Origin of the sequence: Haemophilus parainfluenzae (genome assembly GCF_014931275.1) — a bacterium.
In the GTDB taxonomy this organism is placed as follows: Bacteria; Pseudomonadota; Gammaproteobacteria; order Enterobacterales; family Pasteurellaceae; genus Haemophilus_D.
Genome location: NZ_CP063110.1, coordinates 805,932 through 830,163 on the forward strand (window position 1 = coordinate 805,932; position 24,232 = coordinate 830,163).

21 protein-coding genes are annotated in these 24,232 nt (G+C 41.3%); 10 read left to right on the top strand and 11 right to left on the bottom strand.

The genetic code is table 11. The features are described from left to right. The first annotated feature begins 121 nt into the window (after positions 1–121). The 5 genes from INQ00_RS03965 to rpoH all read left to right on the top strand — a co-directional run bounded on the left by INQ00_RS03965 (position 122) and on the right by rpoH (position 5,528). Positions 122–1,336, top strand: coding sequence for an MFS transporter (locus tag INQ00_RS03965; protein WP_197547362.1), 1,215 nt, complete (start codon positions 122–124; stop codon positions 1,334–1,336). A gap of 133 nt (positions 1,337–1,469) precedes the next feature. Continuing rightward, complete coding sequence (narQ, locus tag INQ00_RS03970) at positions 1,470–3,173, top strand: nitrate/nitrite two-component system sensor histidine kinase NarQ (protein WP_197547363.1); 1,704 nt, start codon at positions 1,470–1,472, stop codon at positions 3,171–3,173. Between the two features lie 9 nt (positions 3,174–3,182). After that, positions 3,183–4,208: a UDP-N-acetylmuramate dehydrogenase gene (gene murB, locus INQ00_RS03975; RefSeq protein WP_197547364.1), complete on the top strand. Its 1,026-nt coding sequence runs from the start codon at positions 3,183–3,185 to the stop codon at positions 4,206–4,208. Between the two features lie 19 nt (positions 4,209–4,227). Beyond that, positions 4,228–4,539: a DUF2322 family protein gene (locus INQ00_RS03980; RefSeq protein WP_197547365.1), complete on the top strand. Its 312-nt coding sequence runs from the start codon at positions 4,228–4,230 to the stop codon at positions 4,537–4,539. A 146-nt stretch (positions 4,540–4,685) separates the two neighbouring features. Continuing rightward, a complete protein-coding gene (gene rpoH, locus INQ00_RS03985) occupies positions 4,686–5,528 on the top strand; it encodes an RNA polymerase sigma factor RpoH (protein ID WP_049356179.1) in 843 nt (280 codons plus the stop codon). 47 nt (positions 5,529–5,575) lie between these two features. Here rpoH and plsY read toward each other — a convergent pair whose 3' ends face one another. Beyond that, complete coding sequence (gene plsY / locus INQ00_RS03990) at positions 5,576–6,175, bottom strand: glycerol-3-phosphate 1-O-acyltransferase PlsY (RefSeq protein ID WP_197547366.1); 600 nt, start codon at positions 6,173–6,175, stop codon at positions 5,576–5,578. 97 nt (positions 6,176–6,272) lie between these two features. Here plsY and folB point away from each other — a divergent pair, with 97 nt between their 5' ends. Then, on the top strand, positions 6,273–6,629 hold the full coding sequence (gene folB, locus INQ00_RS03995) for a dihydroneopterin aldolase (protein WP_197547367.1): 357 nt from the start codon (positions 6,273–6,275) through the stop codon (positions 6,627–6,629). 54 nt (positions 6,630–6,683) lie between these two features. Here folB and INQ00_RS04000 read toward each other — a convergent pair whose 3' ends face one another. Further along, a complete protein-coding gene (locus INQ00_RS04000) occupies positions 6,684–7,295 on the bottom strand; it encodes a cation diffusion facilitator family transporter (RefSeq protein ID WP_197547368.1) in 612 nt (203 codons plus the stop codon). Between the two features lie 85 nt (positions 7,296–7,380). On the opposite strand from INQ00_RS04000, the gene INQ00_RS04005 reads away from it, so the two are divergent. Beyond that, positions 7,381–7,764 carry a MerR family transcriptional regulator gene (locus INQ00_RS04005; RefSeq protein WP_049356170.1) on the top strand — a complete coding sequence of 128 codons (384 nt, stop codon included), beginning with the start codon at positions 7,381–7,383 and terminating at the stop codon, positions 7,762–7,764. A gap of 51 nt (positions 7,765–7,815) precedes the next feature. On the opposite strand, the gene INQ00_RS04010 is transcribed toward INQ00_RS04005, so the two are convergent. Genes INQ00_RS04010 through INQ00_RS04025 form a run of 4 tightly spaced genes read right to left on the bottom strand, consistent with a single transcriptional unit; the run spans position 7,816 to position 11,394 of the window. Further along, positions 7,816–8,913, bottom strand: a complete 1,098-nt coding sequence (locus INQ00_RS04010) for an NnrS family protein (RefSeq protein WP_197547369.1) — start codon at positions 8,911–8,913, stop codon at positions 7,816–7,818. Next, on the bottom strand, positions 8,906–9,598 hold the full coding sequence (locus tag INQ00_RS04015) for an ATP-binding cassette domain-containing protein (RefSeq protein WP_197547370.1): 693 nt from the start codon (positions 9,596–9,598) through the stop codon (positions 8,906–8,908). Before INQ00_RS04015 ends, INQ00_RS04010 begins: the two co-directional genes overlap by 8 nt. Continuing rightward, complete coding sequence (locus INQ00_RS04020; RefSeq protein ID WP_197547371.1) at positions 9,598–10,395, bottom strand: ABC transporter permease; 798 nt, start codon at positions 10,393–10,395, stop codon at positions 9,598–9,600. Before INQ00_RS04020 ends, INQ00_RS04015 begins: the two co-directional genes overlap by 1 nt. A 21-nt stretch (positions 10,396–10,416) precedes the next feature. Further along, positions 10,417–11,394, bottom strand: a complete 978-nt coding sequence (locus INQ00_RS04025) for an ABC transporter substrate-binding protein (protein ID WP_197547372.1) — start codon at positions 11,392–11,394, stop codon at positions 10,417–10,419. A 179-nt stretch (positions 11,395–11,573) separates the two neighbouring features. Here INQ00_RS04025 and INQ00_RS04030 point away from each other — a divergent pair, with 179 nt between their 5' ends. Further along, positions 11,574–11,933 carry an MmcQ/YjbR family DNA-binding protein gene (locus INQ00_RS04030; protein WP_197547373.1) on the top strand — a complete coding sequence of 120 codons (360 nt, stop codon included), beginning with the start codon at positions 11,574–11,576 and terminating at the stop codon, positions 11,931–11,933. Positions 11,934–12,264: 331 nt separating this feature from the next. Next, entirely contained in the window at positions 12,265–17,454 is a 5,190-nt protein-coding gene (locus tag INQ00_RS04035; protein WP_197547374.1) for a collagen-flanked surface repeat-containing protein, read from the top strand. Between the two features lie 147 nt (positions 17,455–17,601). Here the strand turns inward: INQ00_RS04035 and INQ00_RS04040 are convergent, their stop codons facing one another. The 4 genes from INQ00_RS04040 to INQ00_RS04055 form a co-directional block, all read right to left on the bottom strand. Beyond that, on the bottom strand, positions 17,602–18,786 hold the full coding sequence (locus INQ00_RS04040) for a glycosyltransferase (protein WP_197542760.1): 1,185 nt from the start codon (positions 18,784–18,786) through the stop codon (positions 17,602–17,604). A 65-nt stretch (positions 18,787–18,851) separates the two neighbouring features. Next, entirely contained in the window at positions 18,852–19,334 is a 483-nt protein-coding gene (locus tag INQ00_RS04045; RefSeq protein ID WP_197547375.1) for a PM0630 family protein, read from the bottom strand. A 26-nt stretch (positions 19,335–19,360) separates the two neighbouring features. Further along, on the bottom strand, positions 19,361–20,770 hold the full coding sequence (locus INQ00_RS04050; RefSeq protein WP_197547376.1) for a multicopper oxidase domain-containing protein: 1,410 nt from the start codon (positions 20,768–20,770) through the stop codon (positions 19,361–19,363). Position 20,771: 1 nt separating this feature from the next. Beyond that, positions 20,772–21,494, bottom strand: a complete 723-nt coding sequence (locus tag INQ00_RS04055) for a 1-acylglycerol-3-phosphate O-acyltransferase (RefSeq protein ID WP_197547377.1) — start codon at positions 21,492–21,494, stop codon at positions 20,772–20,774. A gap of 87 nt (positions 21,495–21,581) precedes the next feature. Here INQ00_RS04055 and lpxH point away from each other — a divergent pair, with 87 nt between their 5' ends. Beyond that, positions 21,582–22,286 (top strand): UDP-2,3-diacylglucosamine diphosphatase, encoded by a 705-nt coding sequence (gene lpxH, locus INQ00_RS04060; RefSeq protein ID WP_197547378.1) that lies wholly within the window; start codon positions 21,582–21,584, stop codon positions 22,284–22,286. A 64-nt stretch (positions 22,287–22,350) separates the two neighbouring features. Here lpxH and glmS read toward each other — a convergent pair whose 3' ends face one another. Continuing rightward, positions 22,351–24,183, bottom strand: coding sequence for a glutamine--fructose-6-phosphate transaminase (isomerizing) (gene glmS, locus INQ00_RS04065; RefSeq protein WP_197547379.1), 1,833 nt, complete (start codon positions 24,181–24,183; stop codon positions 22,351–22,353). Positions 24,184–24,232: the final 49 nt, after the last annotated feature.

Sequence of the window (24,232 nt, forward strand, 5' to 3'; positions counted from 1 at the left end):
CACTTTGCTTTTCTTATTCTTGCAAAATTCCTTTAATTTCTCTAAACTACGCGTCGGAAAATTTCTTTCCTCATCATTTCACTTTAAACGCTACCCGTGAGTAGCAAAAGGGACCTCAATCATGACAAACGTCAATCAATATGGCTGGAAAGCCTTGGTTGGATCAGCTGTCGGCTACGCGATGGATGGATTCGATCTTCTTATTCTTGGATTTATGCTTAGTGCCATTTCGGCAGATCTTAATTTAACTCCTGCACAATCTGGCTCATTAGTCACCTGGACACTTATTGGTGCCGTGGTGGGCGGTATTTTATTTGGTGCATTAAGCGATCGTTATGGCCGTGTACGCGTGCTGACTTGGACAATCGTCCTCTTCGCCGTATTTACCGGTTTATGTGCAATCGCACAAGGCTATTGGGATTTATTAATTTATCGTACCATCGCGGGTATCGGTTTGGGCGGTGAATTTGGTATTGGTATGGCATTAGCCATTGAAGCTTGGCCTGCAAAACACCGCGCAAAAGCCGCGTCTTACGTAGCATTAGGTTGGCAAGTTGGTGTGTTAGCCGCCGCTTTATTCACCCCTGTATTGCTTCCACATATCGGCTGGCGCGGCATGTTCGTAGTGGGTATCTTCCCGGCATTTGTGGCCTGGTATTTACGTACCCGTTTACACGAACCTGAAATTTTCTCACAAAAACAGACCGAACTTTCAACCCAAAAAATATCGAAACTGGAATCTTTCCAACTCTTAGTAAAAGATAAAGCAACTACAAAAGTAAGCCTTGGTATAGTGGTTTTAACGTCTGTACAAAACTTCGGTTACTACGGCATTATGATTTGGATGCCAAACTTCTTATCTAAACAACTTGGCTTTAGTTTAACGAAATCAGGTTTATGGACGGCTGTTACGGTATGCGGCATGATGGCAGGGATTTGGATTTTTGGTCGCTTAGCCGATAGAATCGGACGTAAACCAAGTTTCTTATTATTCCAACTTGGTGCTGTGATCAGTATCATCACTTACTCTCAATTAACTGACCCAACCGCGATGTTGGTGGCTGGTGCCTTCTTGGGGATGTTCGTCAACGGCATGATGGGCGGTTATGGTGCATTAATGGCTGAAGCCTATCCGACAGAAGCACGAGCAACGGCACAAAATGTGTTGTTTAACTTAGGTCGTGCTGTTGGTGGTTTTGGACCAGTTGTTGTCGGAGCGATTGTCTCTGCGTACTCATTCAGTATTGCAATTGCTTTCTTGGCGGTGATTTATGTCATCGACATGGTGGCGACGGTCTTCTTAGTGCCAGAATTAAAAGGCAAAGAATTGAGCTAAGTGCGGTCAAAAAATTCAACTTTTTGAAAACATCGGGGTTAAAACCGATGTTTTTTATTTGTGAAAAATCAGCCAATTTTAACCGCACTTTGTGCTAAACTATGGTCACTTTTTCCAATTTTGAAGAATTATCGTGTACGCTAAACGTTCAGTTTCTACCCGTATTGCTAAATATTTATTTGTGGTCATTATCTTCATGGGCATTATTAGCTCGTTGAGTTTACTCGTGATGGCAAGCAATAAATCGGATGCGGAAGCCATTAATATCTCCGGTTCTTTGCGTATGCAAAGTTATCGACTATTAACGGAAATGGAACGTTCGCCGGATACAGTCGAACAGAATCTGGTGCGTTATCAACGTAGCCTCAATGCAGAGGCCTTGCTTTCTGTGCAGAATCAGCTTTTCGCACCTTCAGGGGTGAGGGAATCCTATCAAAAAATTCTAAAACGCTGGGCAGTGATGTCCGATTTCGCTCGTGCACATCAAATCGAAAAATATCATGCTGAACTGAAAAGTTATGTACAAGATGTCGATGATTTTGTGTTGGAATTGCAACGCTTTGCTGAACAAAAATGGATTAGTGCGGTTTCTGTGCTATGTGTTTCAATGCTATTGATCCTTGCGATGGTGTCTTATGTCATTTGGTATATGAAGCGCGAAGTCGTGAAGCCTTTAGAGCAGATGACCAAAGCCAGTATGCAAGTGCAAATGGGGCAGTTTAACCATATTCAACTTGATACAGAAAGCAATAATGAACTGGGTATTTTAGCGAAAGTGTTTACGCAAATGTCTTCTGAGTTAGGGCGACTTTATTCGCGTTTAGAAGATGCGGTAAATGAGCAAACGCAAAAGTTGCGTCAAACCAACCGCTCTTTAACAACACTTTATCAAAGCTCACAGTTACTTACGCCCACGAAGATTAATGATAAAATTCTCAGCCAAGTGCTCAATCATATTCGTGTCAGCGAACATTTACGCTACATTGAGTTAGAAATTTTCGGCTCAGAACATTGGGAAATTTCTTTTGGTCAAAAAGATCCTAAACAATCACTTCAAGTCGAAGAACTTTCCATTGAAAATGAAAACTTGGCGGTGCTCTCGTGGCAAGCCGGTTTGCCTTGTCCTGATCCACGCATGATGAAAAACTTAGGGCAAATGGTGGCAAAAGCGTTGTATTCACACAAAACGCAACGCCAGCAAGAGCAACTCTTATTGATGGAAGAGCGGTCAATTATTGCGAGAGAATTACATGACTCATTGGCGCAAGTGCTGTCTTTCTTACAAATTCAATTAACGCTATTAAAGCATAATTTGAAGAAAGAAGACGAGGAATCAAAAGAGAAAAGCATTGCGATCATTAGAGAATTTGAACAAGCTTTATCAGATGGTTATTCTCAATTACGAGAATTATTAGCGACCTTCCGTTTAACGGTACAAGAAGCCAACCTACAGGTTGCTTTGGAGCAAGTTATCGAAAGCTTGCGTTCGCAAACGAAGATGCAAATGACTGTGGACTGCAGTTTGCCATCGCAAAGTTTAAATCCACAAGAATTAGTGCACGTTCTGCAAATTGTGCGTGAAGCAACGTTGAATGCGATCAAACACTCAAAAGGTACGTTGATTGAGGTGAAAGCGCATATCAATGCAGAAGGGGAATACGAAATTCTTGTGCAAGATAATGGCGTGGGGATTCCAACGTTAGATGAGCCAGAAGGGCATTATGGTTTAAATATCATGACTGAACGCAGTCGCCAATTAAATGCTCAGCTTACAATTTCAAAAAGGGAGCAAGGTGGTACGCAAGTAAAAATCACGCTTCCTCACACATTTTTTTAAGGAAAGTTAATGCAAAGTTTACAGCCTTTTCATACCTTCAATATTCCAGCAAATGCGCGTGAAATCATTGAAGCCACATCGATTGAACAAATCCAACAAGCTTGGCAAAAAGCACAAGCTGAAAATCTACCTGTCTTATTTTTAGGACAAGGCAGCAATATGCTGTTTTTAGACGATTTCCAAGGTGTTGTAATTGTTAACCGTTTATCGGGTATTCAACATACAGAAGATAGTGATTACCATTATTTGCATGTTAATGGTGGCGAAAATTGGCATCAGTTAGTGGAATGGTCACTCTCTCAAGGGATTGACGGCTTAGAAAATCTCGCACTCATTCCCGGCTGTGCCGGCTCAGCGCCGATTCAAAATATTGGTGCGTATGGCGTAGAATTTAAAGATGTGTGTGATTATGTGGATGTGCTGAATCTTAACACGGGCGAACAATTCCGCTTACAGGCTAACGAATGTGAATTTGGTTATCGTGAAAGTATTTTCAAACATCGCTATGCGCAAGGTTATGTGATTACAGCGGTTGGATTGAAATTAGCCAAAAATTGGCAACCGATTTTAAAATATGGCTCATTAGTGAATTTTGATCCTCAAACTGTAACGGCAAAACAAGTGTTTGATGAAGTGTGCCATATTCGCCGTAGTAAATTGCCCGATCCAAAAGAATTTGGCAACGCGGGCAGTTTCTTCAAAAATCCTGTGGTGAGCGCCGAGCAATTTGCGAAAATTCAAAAACAGGTCGAAAATCTACCGCACTTTCCACAATCGGATGGCTCTGTGAAACTTGCAGCAGGTTGGTTAATCGATCAATGCCATTTAAAAGGTTTTCAAATCGGTGGTGCGGCTGTTCATCAACAACAAGCTTTAGTGCTGATTAATAAAGGTAATGCTACTGGGCAGGATGTTGTTAAGTTAGCACATCATATCCGTCAAACCGTGGCAGATAAATTTGGTGTGTATTTACAGCCTGAGGTGCGCTTTATGGGCGCAAAGGGCGAAGTGAATTCAGAGCAAGCTATTAGTTAATTTATAGAGGAAAGCAATCATGAACTTTAAAGACATTTTAGAGACTTTACCAAGCATTGAGCATCTAACAGGTCTGGATGTTTTAAACGGTGAAACCGTGATTCATCATATTCCTGCAGCACCAGGCAAGCTTGGCTCACTTCGTCTTTATAATGCACTAGCTGAAAAATTTAACGGAAAATTAGACCGCACTTCAGCGCAGCAAGGCATTGAATGGTTTGCTGAACACGTTGAAGATGCGAAACAAAATCCTGGAAAACACCCGAATATTGATTTATTGTTTAAAGTGGTGGCAGAGGATGTAGTTTATTCGCTTGTGCCATTAAACTAATTTGGAAAATTTTCAGTGATTAATTTGAACTTTTAATCGTTAAAAACTGTCAAATGAAACAAATTGAGGTATAATGACAACAGTTGTTATACAATAACAAATAAGTAATGAGTCGGGGCCTAGCTCCGCATGCTGTGAGGAGAAGAATGAATAAAGAAACTCAAATGATGTTAGTACCTCAAGGTAGCATCGAAGGTTATATTCGAGCAGCAAACGAATATCCGATGCTGACTGCAGAGGAAGAAAAAAGCTTAGCAGAACGTTTGTATTATGAAGGTGATATTGAAGCAGCGAAAAAGTTAGTTTTATCACACTTACGTTTTGTTATTCATGTTGCGCGTGGTTATTCAGGTTATGGATTACCGCAAGCAGATTTAATTCAAGAAGGTAATATTGGATTAATGAAAGCGGTAAAACGTTTTAATCCGGAAGTGGGTGTTCGCCTTGTGTCCTTTGCGGTGCATTGGATCAAAGCAGAAATCCATGAATATGTCCTTCGCAACTGGCGTATTGTGAAAGTCGCGACCACGAAAGCACAACGTAAATTGTTCTTTAACCTACGTAAAACTAAACAACGTTTAGGTTGGTTCAATGAAAACGAAGTGGATATGGTGGCGAATGAGCTTGGTGTGTCAAAAGAAGATGTCATCGAAATGGAATCCCGTATGACAGGGGCTGATGTCGGCTTTGATTTGCCAACAGACGATGATGACGAAGCTTATGCACCATCTTTATATTTAGAAGATAAAAGCTCAAACTTTGCGGCAGAACTTGAAAGCGAAAACTTTGAAGAACAAGCAACAGAAAAGTTAGGTACAGCCTTAGCCAATCTTGACGAACGTAGCCAAGATATTATCAAAGCGCGTTGGTTAGATGATGATAAAGCCACCCTTCATGATCTTGCAGCAAAATATAATGTTTCTGCAGAACGTATTCGTCAGCTTGAAGCAAACGCACTGAAAAAACTTAAAAGTGCGGTTGATTTCTAAGCCATTTTGATAAAAAAAACCTGTCGATTATCGACAGGTTTTTTTATTTATTTCTTTTTGGATTTTCCCCACATTTTATCTTCTTGGCCTCGCCATAAGCGCTGAATATTGTCGTGGTGACGATAAATCAGCAAACAGCAAACTAAGGCAACGGGGAAGGTAAATTCCGGTTTAAGCCACCAAACATAAAATGGCACGAGAAGTGCCGTAATGACCGCACTTAATGAAGAATAACGACTAATTAAGAAGACTAACAACCATGTACCTAGCGTTGAGCCAGCTACGCCCCAAGAGATGGGTGCAATGGCACCGAATGCAGTCGCTACACCTTTCCCGCCTTTAAACTGAAAGAAAATAGGGAAGATATGTCCTAAACACGCACCCAAGGCAACCATGCCTAATTCAAATTGCGTGAGCCCTAAATAATACCCCGCCCAAATAGGTAACATCCCTTTTAAAATATCGCAAATTAATACCGCAAGCGCCGCCCAACGTCCGCCAATACGTAATACATTGGTCGCACCAGGATTATGAGATCCGTTTTTTCTTGGGTCAGGCAAGCCTGCTACCTTACAAATCAAAATTGCACTGGAGATCGAACCCAGTAAATAAGCAAAAATCATATAAAAAAGGGCAAATAGGCTCATTTTGTGCTCCACAATCTTGATTGTATTTGAAAAACTTGTTCGTTATTTTAACCAAACTTGATAGCATAAGCCCACTATATTTTTACAGGAATGAGAGATGGATCGTATTTTTATTGAAGAATTAGTCGTCTTCGCACAAATTGGCGCGTATGACTGGGAGCAACAAATTAAACAAAAGCTCATTTTTGATTTGGAAATGGCATGGGATTGTCAAAAAGCCGCAGAAACAGATGATGTGCAATACTGCCTTAATTATGCAGAAGTGAGCCAATTTATTTTAGATTATGTCCAAGCTAAGCCATTTTTATTGATTGAGCGAGTAGCTTATGAAGTAGCAGAACAATTACAACAACGTTTTGGGATTTCATGGCTACGCCTCAAATTAAGCAAACCTAAAGCGGTTGCCCAAGCAAATAATGTCGGAATTATTGTAGAGCGCGGTGAGTTGAAATAATCGCTGAAAATTGACCGCACTTTGGAAATATCAAACCAAAGTGCGGTTAATTTTTTAAGTGTTTTTTAATGCCAAGCGAAATGCTCCAATTCCGCTTTTTAGCACAAGAATACTCAATATCATACTTGCCAATGGGTCAATCCATAACCATCCAAGTAAATAGGCGCTTAGCCCCGAAAGAATAGCAATAATGGAACTGAATAAATCGGTGAGTACATGGAGATAAGCCGCTTTGATATTGAGATTATCATGATCGCTGTTCAACATGATCTTTGCAACGAAAAGATTCACCAATAATCCGAGAGAGGCAACCCCAAGCATCGGTAATGCCATCATCTCGATGGGATTTTGCCAGCGTTGGATGGCTTCAACTAAAATCATCAGTGCCACAACAATCAATGAACCACTATTAAGTAGGGCAATGTATCGTTGTTTTTGAGCGGATAGAAACAACGCTAACAAGGCTAAAAATAACGATAAACTATCATTTGCCATGTGCCCCGCATCAGCCATGAGTGCCAAACTGTTAAACCAATAGCCTCCAACAAATTCGACAACCATAAAGCCCGTAATGATGGCAAAACTGAACGCTAAGATTTTTTTATCCTGTGGAATATGCTCATGAGATGAATGGTCATGATGTTCATGGGAATGGTGGACGGACATAATGCTCCTTATTGTGTCTTTGATTAACTTGGGATAAAGTATAAAGTCCGTAGTAACTACAAGGTCAAGGCTTAATTTTAACAAGATGAAGATTCATGAACTCAGCAAACAAAGCGGTATTCATTTAGAAACCATTCGCTATTATGAAAAAATGGGCTTAATGCCGGAACCCAAGCGGCTGGCAAATGGTTATCGGGATTATGATGAAGCCAGTTTGAAGCAATTAAAATTTATTAAAACCTGCCGGGCATTAGATTTTAGCTTGGCCGAAATTAAATTTTTTAATGAGATGAAAACGCAGCAATCTCAACATTGTGAAGTGGATAGTATGTTGGCAAAACATTTGGTTTCAGTCGAAGAAAAAATTGCCGAACTGACTGAAATTAAACATTTCCTACAAAGTTTAATTACCGAAGATGATCATCAAGCTGCTGATTGTAAAGCCATGGCCCAATTAAAAGCCTATTAAGTGCGGTCTAAAAAATATCAAAAATCCGCACGTTGATGTGCGGATTGGTCATTATTCCGGATCATCCGTAAACGCGTTGTTTCGGAATATCGGCACAAAGGTTGCGAGATAAAGCACAAACACAATGGCAATTAAAATAGCCGGAACCGTGATAAAAAATAGCTCGTCCACATACATTAAACAAGCTCGGGAAAGTGCCGCCGTGAAAAGACAAAGCACGGCCAGGTGACAGAGTTTTGGGTAATCCAGTTTCGTAAAGCCACTATGCCATAATCCCGCGGTGAGCCAAATCATCATCATACTGCCGAGAATGCCGCCAAGTGTCACCATGTGTAACGGATCGGCAGTAGGTTCATCAAGTAATTTATTTATGCCAATCCACAAATAGCCAATCGCGGCGAACAATTGAAGGAAATAATAAGTGCGTACGTAATGTTTACGTAGCAGTTCGTGATGATGTAATTCGCGTAACTTGGCAAGCAAAATAAAGCCAACGGCAAAGGCTGTAAACGCGGCTGTTTGCGCAGGCAACCAAAGCTCTGCTGCGGTATGAAGTAATAAAAATGTAATCGCGATATTTTTATACACGACATTCGGGATAAATACAGGATCTTTCAATGTACTTTCTTTCAGTGCCTCTGCACCTAAGAGTATGCTGACTCGAATCGATACAAACATCACTGCCGCCATATTTAAATGCACCTGTGCCCGCAATAATTTCAGACTATCAGTCATGGCGTAAGCTGTCTGACAAACCGTAAATGCAGCAAGTAACATCAGTAAAGTAAAATTGTCGGTATTGCGATCCAACCAAAACAGCCAAGCACAAAAGAGTAACAACGCGAGCCAATAAGCCGCCATTAAAAACGAGGCGGTTTGCGGGGAAAATGGCAATAACATCAATCCTGCAAGCAAGAGCACTGCTAATATTGTCGCAATAGGTTTTAAATTACCTTTGTAATTTGTCCATTCGAGCATGGAAGCCGTCAGAAAACCGCCGTATGCGGCTGGTAGCATAAATTCTAAGAAAATTTTGCGGTGTAGGATGAGATCATCGGGACTGATGAAAAAGCTCAAGGCCCCCACAATCGCAAGAATAGCAGCCCCAACAAAAAAAGGTCGCATCGGATGGGTAAAGAAATTATTCATAATAATGGATTCCTTGAAATTCGCGTGCGACTACGGTTTCTTCAAAGGCTGAATTGCGTTCGGATAATGGCGTTGGCAAGGTAATCACATTTTGTACATCCATCCCTTTTGGAGAAAGCTGCATAATCTCTCGGCTTAATCGAGCTGCTTCAAAACGATCGTGCGTCACTAAAATACAGGCCATGCCTTGTTGCTCAATTTTTTCCACTAACATAGTGGCTAAAATATCACGTAAATCGCGATCTAAACCGACAAAAGGTTCGTCCAATAAGGCTAAATCACAGCCACATAGCAATAGACGCAAAAATGCCACGCGTTTTGCCATACCGCCTGATAATTCGGTCGGATATTTATTCAAATCCCCCGAAGAAAGCCCGATCTTTTCTGCCAGCGCAATGATTTCATTTTCATTCGGATTATCCATAAAAATGGCGATATTCTGCATGGCTGTAAGATTTTCTAATAGACGATTTTCTTGAAACAGAAACCCTGTTTTACGGAATGTATTATGGATTTCGCCCGATTTTGGTGTTTCTAAACCTGAAATTAAACGCAGTACAGTCGTTTTGCCACAGCCACTAGGGCCGAATAAAGTTTTCACTTCGCCCGGTTGTAAATCCATACTGAAATCGCGCACGATGGGATCGCGGAGAATTTCAAAACGCACATTCTTTAAGCTTAGCATTATCTTCTCCACGGCATAAACAGGATTTCCAATGGCTTGGTAATCAAATATTCAAAGAGGGAAACAAACACAATCACTAACAGCACATAAGCCATGACCGTTGACGTATCTAACATAGCTCTGGCATCGGCGATCTGTGCTCCTACACCCTCATTAGCTCCCAAAAGCTCTGCCATAATCACGACTTTCACGCCCATAGCCACCGCGACGCCAATGCTGGAAATCACATAGCCTGTGAGATGGGGAATATATAAATAGCGGATTTTTTTCCACAATCCGAGTTTGTACGCATCAAACAATTCTTCATGTTGTTTGTTTACACTTGCCATGCCCATGGCGGCACTGGCAAAGGTCAGCGGGGCGACTAATACGATAATGGTAAATAGCACACTTGGGTTGCCAAAGCCAAACCAAAATAATGCCATCACGACCCAAATAATTGGCGGCATGGCTAACAAAATCGTAATGACGGGTTTAAGCAATGCCATAGCCGTTTTAAAGCTGCCCGCAATCAACCCAGCGACTAAGCCTGCGACTAATGCAATGGTAATGCCCACCACAGACCGCCATAACGAAATACCGATTTCGTTTTGTTGGAAATGATCGAGCAAATCAAGGGCTTTTTGAAAAACATCCGCGGGAGCAGGCAGCATAAATTCACCAAATATCGCACTGCCCCAAGCCCACAAGGCAACCACCATCATCGCCACACTCAAGCCGGTAAAGCCGCTCCAGAGATAGTCGATGATGTAAAACAGGACAGGTTGTGGTTTACGGATTTTGTCAGTTTTAATCATGTTATGTGATTCTGTTTTAAATTAAGCCAAGAAGAATTTATCATCTGGTAATTTACCACCTAAGAGTTTTGGATTGAACTCCATCAAGGTTTCATAGAATTGCATGATTTCATTTTTCAGTTCACTGGCTTTGGTCACCGTTAAGCGCGCACCGTCTAAGCCCATTTCAATAGCGGCTTCTGGAGCAGGAAGATAATTGGCGCCAATTTCAGCCGCACTTTTACGGTTAGCCATAACCCAGTTTAACGCATCACTTAAATCTTGGTGAAGTAGATCAAACTCCGCCTTGTGTGCGTGGAAATATTCTTCGTTAGCAATAATGCCCGCCATTGGAATAAGCGGTTTGGTGTTAAACGCTTGACCCCATTCTTTCACTAAATCGAAGCCGCGGACAATCTCCGTACCAACAATTTTAGCTTTCAGCACAACAGCACTCGCCATTGGTTCTGGCAAGATAGCCGCATGGAAATCTTTAAGCAAGAACAAACCAATCGCCTCAGTTGGTGTGGCCGCATAGGTGATATCCACTTTATTAATATCAATATTCAGTTTTTTCAGTAAAGCTTGCAACACGATGTCTGGCATATCGTTTTTAAATGGCACTAGGATTTTTTTACCCACCAATTCTTGCGGTGAAGTAATGGCACCACCTTTACACATTAACTGCGTAATGCCATTGGTGAGAATATTTACCATACCAACTTGTTGCCCTTGATTACGTAAATTCACGCCCACATTACTTGGGCTCATCATCACCTTAAATTGCCCACTTGCCACACCCGCACGCAGTTGATCTGGCGAACGCCAAATCTCTAATGCGACATCTGCTTGTTTGGCTAATTTACCTTGTGCTGCTGCCACTGCAATGGTCACACTTGGCATCGCTGGTGCGCCATAAATGGTAAATTGTTCTTTTGTTGCCGCAAAGAGAGAAGACGACATACCCGCTGCCGTAAGTGCAGCGCTCATTCTTAAAAAATCACGTCTATTCATTGTCATGGTTATCTCCTTATAATGAAACAGACCTAATGCCTGTACTTTGATAATAGTTTTCATTTATTATCTTACTACCCGTGAATAAAGTAAAGAAAGACAAAAGTGCGGTCAGATTTTTAGGTGTTTTTAAATTTCTTTAAATTTTGACCGCACTTTGCAATATAAAAGGAACAAACCAAACTATGCGCCAAGCAAAACAGATAATGGATTACGCGGCGAATCACTATGCCACACAGCCCGAGTACCTTTGGGCAAAGTTTCCGGACTATGCGATCTTGCGCCACAGCAATGCAAAAGGACAATGGTATGCCCTTATCGGCAAAATCGCTAAAACGAAATTGGGTTTAAAAGAAGAAGGGGAAACGGATTTTATCAATCTTAAATGTCCTCCTGATATGGTGAGTATTTTGCGACAATCTCCGCCTTTTTTACCTGCCTATCACATGAACAAAACTCACTGGCTGACAATTTTGTTAGATCATGGTGTAGAAAGCGAAGAAATTTTTAAATTGCTCGATTGGAGCTATGATTTGACGAAGTAGAAATAAGGGGGAATCTTACGCTCCCCCTCTAAAATAGATTATTTTTTATACAAAAATTTACACTTCTTTAAGTTTCTCGTAAAAATTTTCAAAAATCTTTACATATATTTACATAACTCAAAATTTACTTTAATTAATTGTAATTTTTAGTAAATTTTTTTTTAGATGCTTCCTTTTTATACAAAGTTCGCTTAGAATGAAGTGTTCTGACCAGAAAGGTAAGGGAAACTATTATCTAAATTTGTTGTCGCCGCCTTTTGGATACTGAATTTTTGGCGCTGTTGCATCAGTGACAGCTTCTTAATCATCCTAATAAAAGGAATAATTTTATATGAACAAAGTGTTTAAAGTTATTTGGAATCATGCTACCCAAACGTGGACTGCAGTTTCTGAACTTGGGCATGCTAAGGGTAAAACCAAATCTAAAAAAATCGTGAAATTGACCGCTCTTGCTGGTGCTGTAATGGGCGTGGTTGGTACTGCTCAAGCAACAGTGGATACCGGGGCTAGTACAATTACGATTAGTTCTGCTAACCCTAACAATGTAGTTGGTACGGGCGAAGGTGAAGGCAATATTAATATTGGTACTGGTGCTCATACTTTCAGATCAGAAAATGGCAAAGTATCTCATGATGCAATTGCTATGGGTACCCGTGCAACTGGTACGGGTGATGCTTCGGTAGCTATTGGTTTGGAAGCTAGTGCAACACAACAAAATGGCATTGCAATTGGTCATAAAGCAACAGGGGTAGGCCAAAACGCTATTACAATTGGTGAAGAAGCAAAATCTGGAAAAGATCTGGATGTGGCTATCGGTAGAAAAGCGAACGCGACTGGTGGTGAATCTCTTGCTTTTGGTTCTGAGTCACAAGCTTCAGGCCAAGCAACTGTTGCAGTAGGTAAAGAAGCTAAATCTAGTGGTGCATCAGCAGTTTCTATGGGTTATCAAGCAAATGCATCTCATAATAACGCTGTTGCAGTGGGTAAAGCTTCAGCTGCAAGTGGTGAAAATGCAGTTGCTGTCGGTTTACGTGCGACTGCTACTGGTACACGTGCAATTGCAACAGGTGCTGGTTCAAGTGCAACTGGTGAACAATCTCTTGCAGTAGGTTTTACAGCTAAAGCTAAAGCTGATAACTCTATCGCTCAAGGTAATAACGCAGTTGCAAACAAAGAATCAGATATTGCAATTGGTACAAATTCTGTAGCAAATGGATCAGAAGGCGTTTGTAATAATGGCGAAAAAACTAATCCTTCATTACCTGGCGGTGGAGCGACTGGTTGTGATGGTTCTGCTGTTGCTCTAGGTAAAGAAGCAAATGCAACGGGCACCAATGCTGTGGCAGTAGGTGTCGGTGCAAAAGCAAGTAAAAAGAATACTACTGCACTTGGTTCTGGAGCAAACTCTACAATTGAAAATGCAGTAGCATTAGGCTCAAACTCTGCTGCTACGAGTCCATTCGTACCTACTAACAGCGCTACTGTTGGCGGCTACACTTACGGTGGTTTCGCAGGTGCAACCAGCGGTTTGGGTAACGGCGCGGTAGTATCAGTTGGTACTGCTGGCAATGAACGCCAAATTCAAAATGTTGCTGCAGGCCGTATTTCTGCAACCTCTACCGATGCAATCAATGGTTCACAATTATATGCGGTTGCAAACCGTGTTGAAAACTTGAGTCCATTTACATTTACAGGTCACAATGGCAGCGGTAGCTCACCTGCTGAAGGTACTTACAAATACGATCCTAAATCAACTACCAATAACGTTCTGAAACTTATCGCAGGCACTGGATTAAAACTAACCTCAAATGGTACTAATGAGTACACCTTAAGCGTAGAAGGTGCAGGTTCAACTGGATCAACAGGCCCTGCTGGTGCTAAAGGTGATACTGGTCCTGCTGGTCCTAAAGGCGATACCGGCCCTGCTGGTCCTAAAGGTGATACCGGCGATACCGGTGAAAAAGGCGGCAGCATCACTGGTGAAGTTGTAGATAATAAAAACGGTACTCATACAATTACTATTACCGATTTGGAAAGCGGTTCAGTTACTACTACTATCGTAAAAGATGGTAAGAATGGTAAAGACGGTAAAGACGGTGCAACTGGTGCGAAAGGTGACACTGGTGCAACAGGTGCTAAAGGTGATACCGGTGCTACTGGTGCAACCGGCGAAAAAGGTGAAAAAGGCAACAGCATCACAGGTGAAGTTGTAAATAACGGTGACGGCACTCATACAATCACGATTACTGATTTAGGTACTGGCTCAGTTACTACGACTATCGTTAAAGACGGTAAAAACGGTAAAGACGGTGCAACTGGTGCGAAAGGTGACACTGGTGCAACAGGTGCTAAAGGTGACACAGGTGCTACAGGTGCTACAGGTGCTACAGGTGCTACAGGTGCTACAGGCGCAACTGGTGCTAAAGGTGACACAGGTGCTACAGGCGCTACAGGTGCAACTGGTGCTAAAGGTGACACAGGTGCTAAAGGTGACACAGGTGCTACAGGTGCAACTGGTGCTAAAGGTGACACAGGTGCTACAGGTGCAACTGGTGCTAAAGGTGACACAGGCGCAACTGGTGCAACAGGTGCTACAGGTGCTAAAGGTGACACTGGTGCTACAGGCGCAACTGGTGCTACAGGTGCTAAAGGTGACACAGGTGCTACAGGCGCAACTGGTGCTACAGGTGCTAAAGGTGACACAGGTGCTACAGGCGCAACTGGTGCTACAGGTGCAACAGGTGCTACAGGTGCTACAGGTGCTAAAGGTGACACTGGTGCAACAGGTGCTAAAGGTGACACAGGTGCTACTGGCGCAACAGGTGCTAAAGGTGACACAGGTGCTACAGGTGCTACAGGCGCAACTGGCGCAACAGGTGCTAAAGGTGATACAGGTGCAACTGGTGCTACAGGTGCTAAAGGTGACACAGGCGCAACAGGTGCTAAAGGTGACACAGGCGCAACAGGTGCTAAAGGTGACACAGGTGCTACAGGCGCAACTGGTGCTACAGGCGCTAAAGGTGACACTGGTGCAACAGGTGCTACTGGTGCAACAGGTGCTAAAGGTGACACAGGTGCTACAGGTGCAACTGGTGCTAAAGGTGACACAGGTGCAACTGGTGCTACAGGCGCTACAGGTGACACAGGTGCAACTGGCGCAACAGGTGCTAAAGGTGACACAGGCGCTACAGGTGCTACAGGCGCAACTGGCGCAACAGGTGCTACAGGTGCTACAGGCGCAACAGGTGCAACAGGTGCTAAAGGTGACACAGGTGCTACAGGTGCTAAAGGTGACACAGGCGCAACTGGTGCAACAGGTGCTAAAGGTGACACAGGCGCAACTGGCGACAAAGGTGAGAAAGGTGATAGTATCACTGGTGAGGTTGTAGATAACGGAGACGGTACTCACACTATTACTATTACTGATTTAGGCACTGGCTCAGTGACAACTACTATCGTTAAAGATGGTAAAGATGGTACTGGTGTCACAGGTAAAGTTGAAGATAACGGCGACGGTACTCATACCATCACTATTACCAATGAAAGTGATGGCTCAGTGACTACTACTATCGTTAAAGATGGTAAAGATGGTACTGGTGTCACAGGTAAAGTTGAAGATAACGGCGACGGTACTCATACCATCACTATTACCAATGAAAGTGATGGCTCAGTAACTACTACTATCGTTAAAGATGGTAAAAAAGGTGAAAAAGGTGATACTGGTCCAGCTGGTCCAGACAAACATGTTGATGTAGTTTCTGGTAATGAGAATACAACTAAAGTTGAAGTGAAGGCTAACGGAAGTAAAGATGGCCGTGATCGTTTTGTTGTATCAGCTAATACAACTGGTATTACAACTACAGTGAACAATAATGGTACTGTAAGTGTTGATCCTAATGGTAATGGCGATAGCTTAGTGAACGCAACCACTGTTGTGAATGCGATTAACAACGCATCATTTAACATTACTACTGGTGGCCATGTTGATAAGGTTGTAGAAGATACCAATGGTGGAAAAGTTGCTCAAGTGAAACCGGGTTCAACTGTAACCATTACTTCTGGTAAAAATGTAGCAGTTAAACAAGATGTTGATGATAAAGGTAACCCAACCTTCTTTATTTCAACAACTGCGGATGTAACTCACAACAATGTAACAGCAGTAAATACCACTACAACGAACTTAACTGTTAAACCAAACGGTAATGTGGATATGAGTGGTAACCAAGTTCATAATGTAGCTAACGGTACAAAACCAACTGATGCAGTGAACTTGAGCCAATTGAATGCAACCAAAACTGTTGTGAAACCAGGTATCCAAACTAATGTTACTACGTCACTTAATGCGACCACCGGTGGTACTGATTACACAGTAAATGTAAACACTACAGCGTTATCTAACGTAACTAACACCGGTAAGATCACTGTACCTGATGCTAATACTGAAGGTAATAAAGGTTTAGTGACAGCAATTGATGTAGCTAACGCAATCAATTCAGCTTACTGGAAAGTTGCAGATAACGCTGGCAATGTTCAACACAATGTTACTGCAGGTAACCAAGTTAACTTCGTAAACGGTAAAGCAACAAGCTCTAACGTTACTGCTGAAGCAAATGGTGTAAGCAAAGTTAGTTATGATGTAAATGCAGGTGACGGTTTACATATCGACGGCAATAATAAATTAGTTGCTAATGTAACTGATATTAAACAAGGCGATAATGTAGTCGTGAACAAGGATAACAAAGGTGTTTACACCATCAGCGCAAACAATACGCAAGCAAGCGTAAGCACTGATCCAAACAAAGGTATCACTGTTACACCAAGCGTTAATGCAAATGGTACAACTAACTATAAAGTCACAGTTGATGTAGATAACGATACAATTACTGTGAACAATCAAGGTAAGTTAGTTGCAAGCGGTGCAACCAACTTTAATGTTGCAACTAAAGATGGTGGTAACCAAGTTGCTAAGAAAGGTGGAAGCTCAACAACGAAAATTACTGCTGGTAAGACAATTACTTATACTGCAGGTAAAAACATCGCGATTGAGCAAAATGGTGGCGACATCCTTGTTTCAACAACTGAAGACGTAGATCACAACAGCGTAACCACTAATAACTTAACGGTTAAAGAAGGTGGTAACGTGACAGTGGGTCCAAACTCAACAGTTAATATGGGTGGCAACCAAGTTCACAACGTGAAAGCAGGTACAGCAGACACTGATGCGGTGAATGTTTCACAATTACGTAGTAATGTGACTAACTTGAATAACCGCATTAATAAAGTAGGCAAAGAAGCTCGCGGCGGTATCGCAGGTGCTAACGCAGCAGCAGGTTTACCACAAGTTTATATTCCAGGTAAATCAATGGTTGCGGCTTCTGCAGGTACTTTCAAAGGTGAAAGCGCTGTAGCAGTTGGCTACTCACGTTCAAGTGACAATGGTAAAGTTATCTTCAAACTTCAAGGTAACGCAAATACCCAAGGCGACGTAGGTGGCTCTGTGGGTGTAGGTTACCAATGGTAATTTAACTTTCCGTTAAAATAGATAAAAACCCAGCTTCGGCTGGGTTTTTATATTTAAAAATAGACATATAAAATAGAAAAATTCACGCACATATAACATTATATGTGCGTGAATTTTTCTAATTAACAATATTTTATATGATGTTTTCTAGAGATGTTCTTTTGCAAATGCTAGATTTTTTTGAATACGTTGTTTATCTTGTTCTGGAATTGTTGGATTTTCTAATAATTCAACACAGAGCGCATAACAGATATGATAATTTTTAACCCAATAGGCGCTTACTGCCAACTCATCTTTAGCTTTCCATTCGTAAATAGGGTAGTTCACAAACAGTTTATCAGTACTAAGCGGAATACTTATAGCTGCCATTGCATAGATATAAGCCAATTTTATACGATTATTAAGGCGTAAATAGCGCGCTAAGAAATATAAACTTTCAGCACGCTGCGGTCGATACTCATAAGCAGCAAGAAACGCCTGTTGTACTTCATCTAGTGGATAATTTAATTGTGCTTTTAGTTTTGCAACTTGTAGTAGTGAATAGTAAACTTCTTCAACCCAGCCACCAAGAGCAATACGTTTTTTGTAGGTATCTAATGCTTTTTTAGGTTGATCAGAGTCTCGCCATGTTTGTGCTAAATAGAATGTACAACGTCGGATTAATTCTTCTTTACGATCCCATAGACCTTCTTCCATCGCTTTTTGTTTTTTCGCATCACTTGCTTTTTCGAGGGCTTTCAATTTTTTGATTTCGGCCATTAACAGTTTAGCATCACGTTCGTATTTATCGCCTTTTGAACCACCATCAGTAAAATCTGGAAGTTCAATACCAGTTAATAAAGTAGGACTGTTATTTCCTTCAATGGAATCACAGTATTCATGAGTTGCTCCCCAATAACGGTAACGTTGACGGCCGGTTAATCGACCATTCACTAGACGAATATTGGAATATCTTAAGGTGCTATTTTTTTGAATGACGGAGTACGCAGGATCGCCTTGTAATTGCGATTTCCATTCAGGATCGAGCACTTCTAATGTCATATCGGCATCACATAAGAAAATATAATCGGCTTTGTTTTCTGCCAATTCTAATGCTTCGCTACGGTTGTGGGAAAAATTAACCCAAGGTCGTTCAAATAATTCACCAGGGATTTTATGTTTTGCCATAAAATCTTTGATGATTTGTTGGGTACCATCAGTTGAACCAGTGTCCACCACAACCCAATAATCAATTTGACCAACCATGGAACTCATACAGCGTTCGATGATAGCAGACTCATTTTTTACGATAGCATTCCAGCAAATTGTTTTTTGATCAGTTCTTTGAGGCATTGATAATATCTCTTTCTTTTGGTTATGTTTTATCGCTTAGAGGGATAGTTTTTTTGTGTTTTTAATTACTCAGTCACATAGAAAACTTGTTTTTCAAATTCGTGTTTATCAATTTTTACAGTCAGCACATATTTGCCGATTGGATCTCTACGGTCGAATGTCCAACAGTTCATCATATATTTACCATTTTCTAATGTTGGTATGGTATAAGTGATGGTATGGAGTTTTTTATTTGGCGATGAAACCACTTTTGCATTTTCAATTGTACTTGAGAATTCAATTTTAGCTTGAGCTTTAAAAGTTTCACTTACTGTCGCTTTTTCACCAAAATTGCCTATTGCTACCCAACATACTTTTTCGGCTTTATTGGAACGAGAGGTTTCTTTTTTATTTAAATCAGGTGATGGCTCCTGAGTTCTATCAAACACAGAGAGATAAATAGTGGGCTCATTTGCTGTATCTTTCGCATCTTTTGATTCTGGTGATGCAGCAAATGTGGCTGTTGAAAATAGGGTCGCAATTAAAGCGAATGTTGAGATTTTTTTCATGTTAGATTCCTTTTTATATCATTATTTTATTGAACGATCATTATACCAAGGCACCCCATATCTGCCAGCATTAAATTGGATGAGCCAAATAAGAAGGGATGAGTATTTGATGAAGGTTGTTCAAATTTTACTAAAATTTGTACTTTCTTTTTCACCCAAACCGTGTCTTTCCAGGCTAGTTCCGACACATCAACGTTGGCGTCATCTTGGCTTTCAATCACAAATTTAGCGCCTTGAATAGTGAAGCCCACAGGCAGCGAGCTGTTGATAATCCAACGTTCGATGGTGCCGACTTTAGCTGAAACATCAATACGGCGCGGGTCAAAGCGTTGTTTATTGATTAAGCCATTCGTTACATCCAATTCAAAGGTGCGCTCTTGGGCAATTTTACTTTCGAGCATAGCCGTGGCATCAGTATTAAATTGCTCATTCATTTTTTTACTGAATGCTGAAACGTCACCTTGCGGTCGAAGTTCTAAAACGGTGTTATCTGCAAAATCATTGCCTGAACTGAACACATTTTTGATTTTGTCAAAAATACCACGTTTAGTGCCAGAGATAAGCGATACACCTTCTCCTTCGCTTAAATTGACTAACACTTCGGCACGTTCACCTGGTGCAAGAATAAGAGAATTAATCGCTTTACCTTGAGGTAGAAAACCTAAATCTCTGGCAATGAGCAACATGTCTTGTTTGTTATCTAAACGGAGATCATAGGCTCTTGCTAATGAAGCATTGAGTAAGCGTAAACGTATCCAACCACGAGGGACGTCAAGATAAGGCGCTTCTTGTCCATTAACGAGAAGACGATTACCGACAAAGTGCGGTTGATTTTGCTTAAATAATTGTAATCCGTCGCCGTTAAATTCCATGTCTTGTAAGATTAATGGAATATCGTCCACACCATATTTATGAGGCAGCTGTGATTTTAGGCTTTGATCATCTTCAATTAACCACATTCCCACAATGCCGCGATAGGTTTGATAGGCCGAGTTCGCCAGGGTGGCAGAACGATACCAACAAGTCGCAGCAGGTTGGTCTATTGGGATAATGGGTGCCCAAGATTCTCCTTTTTTGAGGACTTTTGCCGCGCCACCAAATAATTCGCCACTGGCTTGTAATCCCTGAATAGAGAGAGCAATACTTTGTGGCAAATTGTTGTGATAATTGAGTTTTGCAAAGGAACCCGATTTGATGCGAATAGTGGGTCCAAGATAATTGCCGTTAAAACCCCATACACTGACACTATGGGAGCCGTCTAACTTGTAGCCGGTTTCTTCCATATTAAGAATAATTGGACGACCACGTTTCGCTTCCATCAACGGCGGAATGGTTAATTTTTCACGGGATGCTGCTAATACCGATTGAGGTGTGGCAGCAAGTGCGGTTGAAATTGCGGTAGTTTTTAATAATTGGCGACGAGAAAGACGCAACATATTATTTTCCTTGTGCAATTTCAGCATCGAGTTCAGCGATGCGTTTTTCCATCAAATCGTGGCAGTAAGTAGCAAGTTCGCGAACATTGTCTTTTGTGTAGGATGACACATCAATTGGGTCCATCATTTCACAAACCACTTTACCATTATCCCAACGATTTAAATCAATTTTGTTATGCGTCGTTGAACACACAACGGGGACAATTGGTACGCCAGCTGCAATTGCTGCATGGAATGCCCCTGTTTTGAATGGCAATAAGCCGCGACCACGGCTACGAGTACCCTCAGGGAACATCCAAATTGACAGGTTGTCTTCATTGATACGACGAGCAAGTTCCGTCATCGTGCTGTGTGCTTTAGAACGATTTTCACGATCTAAGAAAATATTGCCCGTCACCCAATACAAAATGCCGAAAAAAGGAATCCAAATTAGGCTTTTTTTACCTACACTTACCGTACGAGGTAATACCATGTAAGAGATGGTCACCATATCGAAATTATTTTGGTGGTTACCGATATAAATACAACGCGGCATATTCTCTTTATTTTGTGGAAAGCGGTGTTCTACTTCTAAGCCAAATAAAGGGTATAAACGACCAAACCAGCGAGCCATAACGCCCACATTACTTGGATTTTTAAAACGAATAAAGGAATAGATCGTACCGAGCACACAAATTAAAATACAGCAAAGTGCAACGATGAGAATTCTGGCGATTTTTAACATAGAAAATACCTAATTAAAATTTTTGGAAAGTATAGCAAATTACACAAAAATGTGTGCTAATCTAATGAAAAAAATGACGGAATAGTTATGAAACCCATTTATTTTATTGCAGATCTTCATTTGAGCGAAACGCATCCAGAATTAACCGCACTTTTTAACGATTTTATGCAAAACAAAGCACAAGAAGCCCAAGCGGTTTATATTTTGGGGGATCTTTTTGATTTTTGGATTGGTGACGATGAAACTTCACCTTTAATCTCGCAAGTAAAACAGTTGATTAAAAACCTGACAGGAAAGGGCATTGCTTGTTATTTCATTCATGGCAATCGAGATTTTCTCGTCGGGAAAAAATTTGCACAAGATTGTGGTTTAACGTTATTGCCTGACTATCATTGTGTTGATCTTTATGGCGTGAAAACCTTAATTTGTCATGGTGATACCTTATGTGTTGATGATGTGAAATATCAGCAATTTCGCCGAAAAGTGCATCAAAATTGGCGACAAAGGCTGTTTTTATGTTTACCACTAAAAGTGCGGTTAAAAATTGCAGAGAAAATTCGCGCGAAGAGTAAACAAGATAAGCAATATAAGTCGCTGGATATTATGGATGTGAATTTAGCGTTTACGGCACAAACGATGAAAGCATTTGGCGTTAATCGGTTAATTCACGGTCATACACATCGAGAAGGCATTCATCAGGAAAATGCGTACACACGAATAGTGTTAGGCGATTGGCGAAAGGATTATGCCTCAATTCTGGAAGTAACAGAAAACGGTTATCGGTTTATTTAAACAAAAAGCACAGGATTAAACCTGTGCTTTTTTGTATTAAAACATGCTGATTTTCAACCGCACTTTATTCTACGGTTACCGATTTTGCTAAGTTACGAGGTTGATCCACGTCGGTTCCTTTAATTAATGCCACGTGGTATGACAATAATTGCATTGGAACGGTGTAGAAAATTGGTGCAATAATTTCATTCACTTTTGGCATGGTGATGATTTTCATGCCTTCGCTTGGTGTGAAGCCCGCTTCTTTATCGGCGAACACATAAAGTTGACCACCACGCGCACGCACTTCTTCAATGTTTGATTTCACTTTTTCAAGTAATTCATTGTTTGGTGCAACCACGATAACCGGCATATCCGCATCGATTAACGCTAATGGACCGTGTTTTAATTCACCTGCCGCATAAGCTTCAGCATGGATATAAGAAATTTCTTTTAATTTCAACGAAGCTTCCATTGCGATAGGGTAGAACTCACCACGACCTAAGAAAAGCGCATGGTTTTTCTCAGCGAAGTCCTCTGCTAATGTTTCGATGTCTTTATCAAAGGCAAGGGCTTTTTCAATTTCAGCCGGAAGTGATTGTAACGCTTTTACAATTTCTACTTCTTGTTCGCCTGAGATATTACCTTTTACTTTACCAATCGCGGTCACCAACATTAATAATGCTGCCAACTGAGTGGTAAATGCTTTGGTTGATGCCACACCGACTTCAACGCCTGCACGAGTCATGAATGCAAGATCCGATTCACGTACTAAAGATGAACTTGATACGTTACAGATCGTTAAGGCAGCCATGTAACCTTTTTCTTTTGCAAGACGAAGTGCTGCAAGGGTATCCGCCGTTTCACCTGATTGAGAAATAGTCACTAACAAGCTATTTGGGCGAGTGACAAATTTGCGATAGCGGAATTCAGATGCGATTTCGACATCACAGCTCACGCCAGCAAGTGCTTCAAACCAGTAACGAGCGGTCATCCCTGCATTATAAGAGGTACCACAAGCCACGATTTGAATGTGTTCAACTTTTTCTAAGATTTCTGTTGCGCCATTACCAATAGCATCCACAATCACGTTATTATGAAGGATACGCCCTTCCATGGTGTTGATTAATGCATTTGGTTGCTCATAGATTTCTTTTTGCATGAAATGGCGGAATTTGCCTTTTTCTGCCGCATCATTTTCAAGGTTAGATTCGTGCACCTCACGTTCTACTTTTTGACCATTTGCATCGTAAATATCCACGGTACGACGTGTAATTTCTGCAATGTCGCCTTCTTCTAAGTAGATGAAACGACGAGTCACGCTTAATAACGCGAGTTGGTCAGATGCCAGGAAATTTTCACCAATCCCTAAACCAATTACTAATGGGCTGCCTGAACGTGCAGCCACTAAATGTTCTGGATGTTCGCGATCTAATACCACCATGCCGTATGCACCAGTAAGTTGTTTTACAGTTCTTTGTACTGCTTCAAGCAGAGTAGAGGCTGTACGCATTTCCCATTCAACTAGGTGAGCGATCACTTCTGTATCGGTTTGAGAATTGAACACATAACCACGAGATTTAAGCAATTCACGTAATTCTTCATGATTTTCGATGATGCCATTATGTACGACAGCAAAGTTACCCGAAGTATGCGGGTGAGCATTGGCTTCAGATGGTTCACCATGGGTTGCCCAACGCGTGTGCGCAATCCCTGTACCACCGATTAATGGTTTTACTGCAACTGCTTCATCAAGGGCTTTTACTTTACCCAAGCAGCGCACGCGGTGTAATTCATGGTTTGGATCCACGACAGCAACACCTGCAGAGTCATAACCACGATACTCTAAGCGGTGTAAACCATTAATTAAAATTTCTGCTACATCACGTTGTGCTACCGCACCAACAATACCACACATAGTTTTTCCTTATTTACTAAAATTAAAAGTTTTATTTTTCTGACCGCAC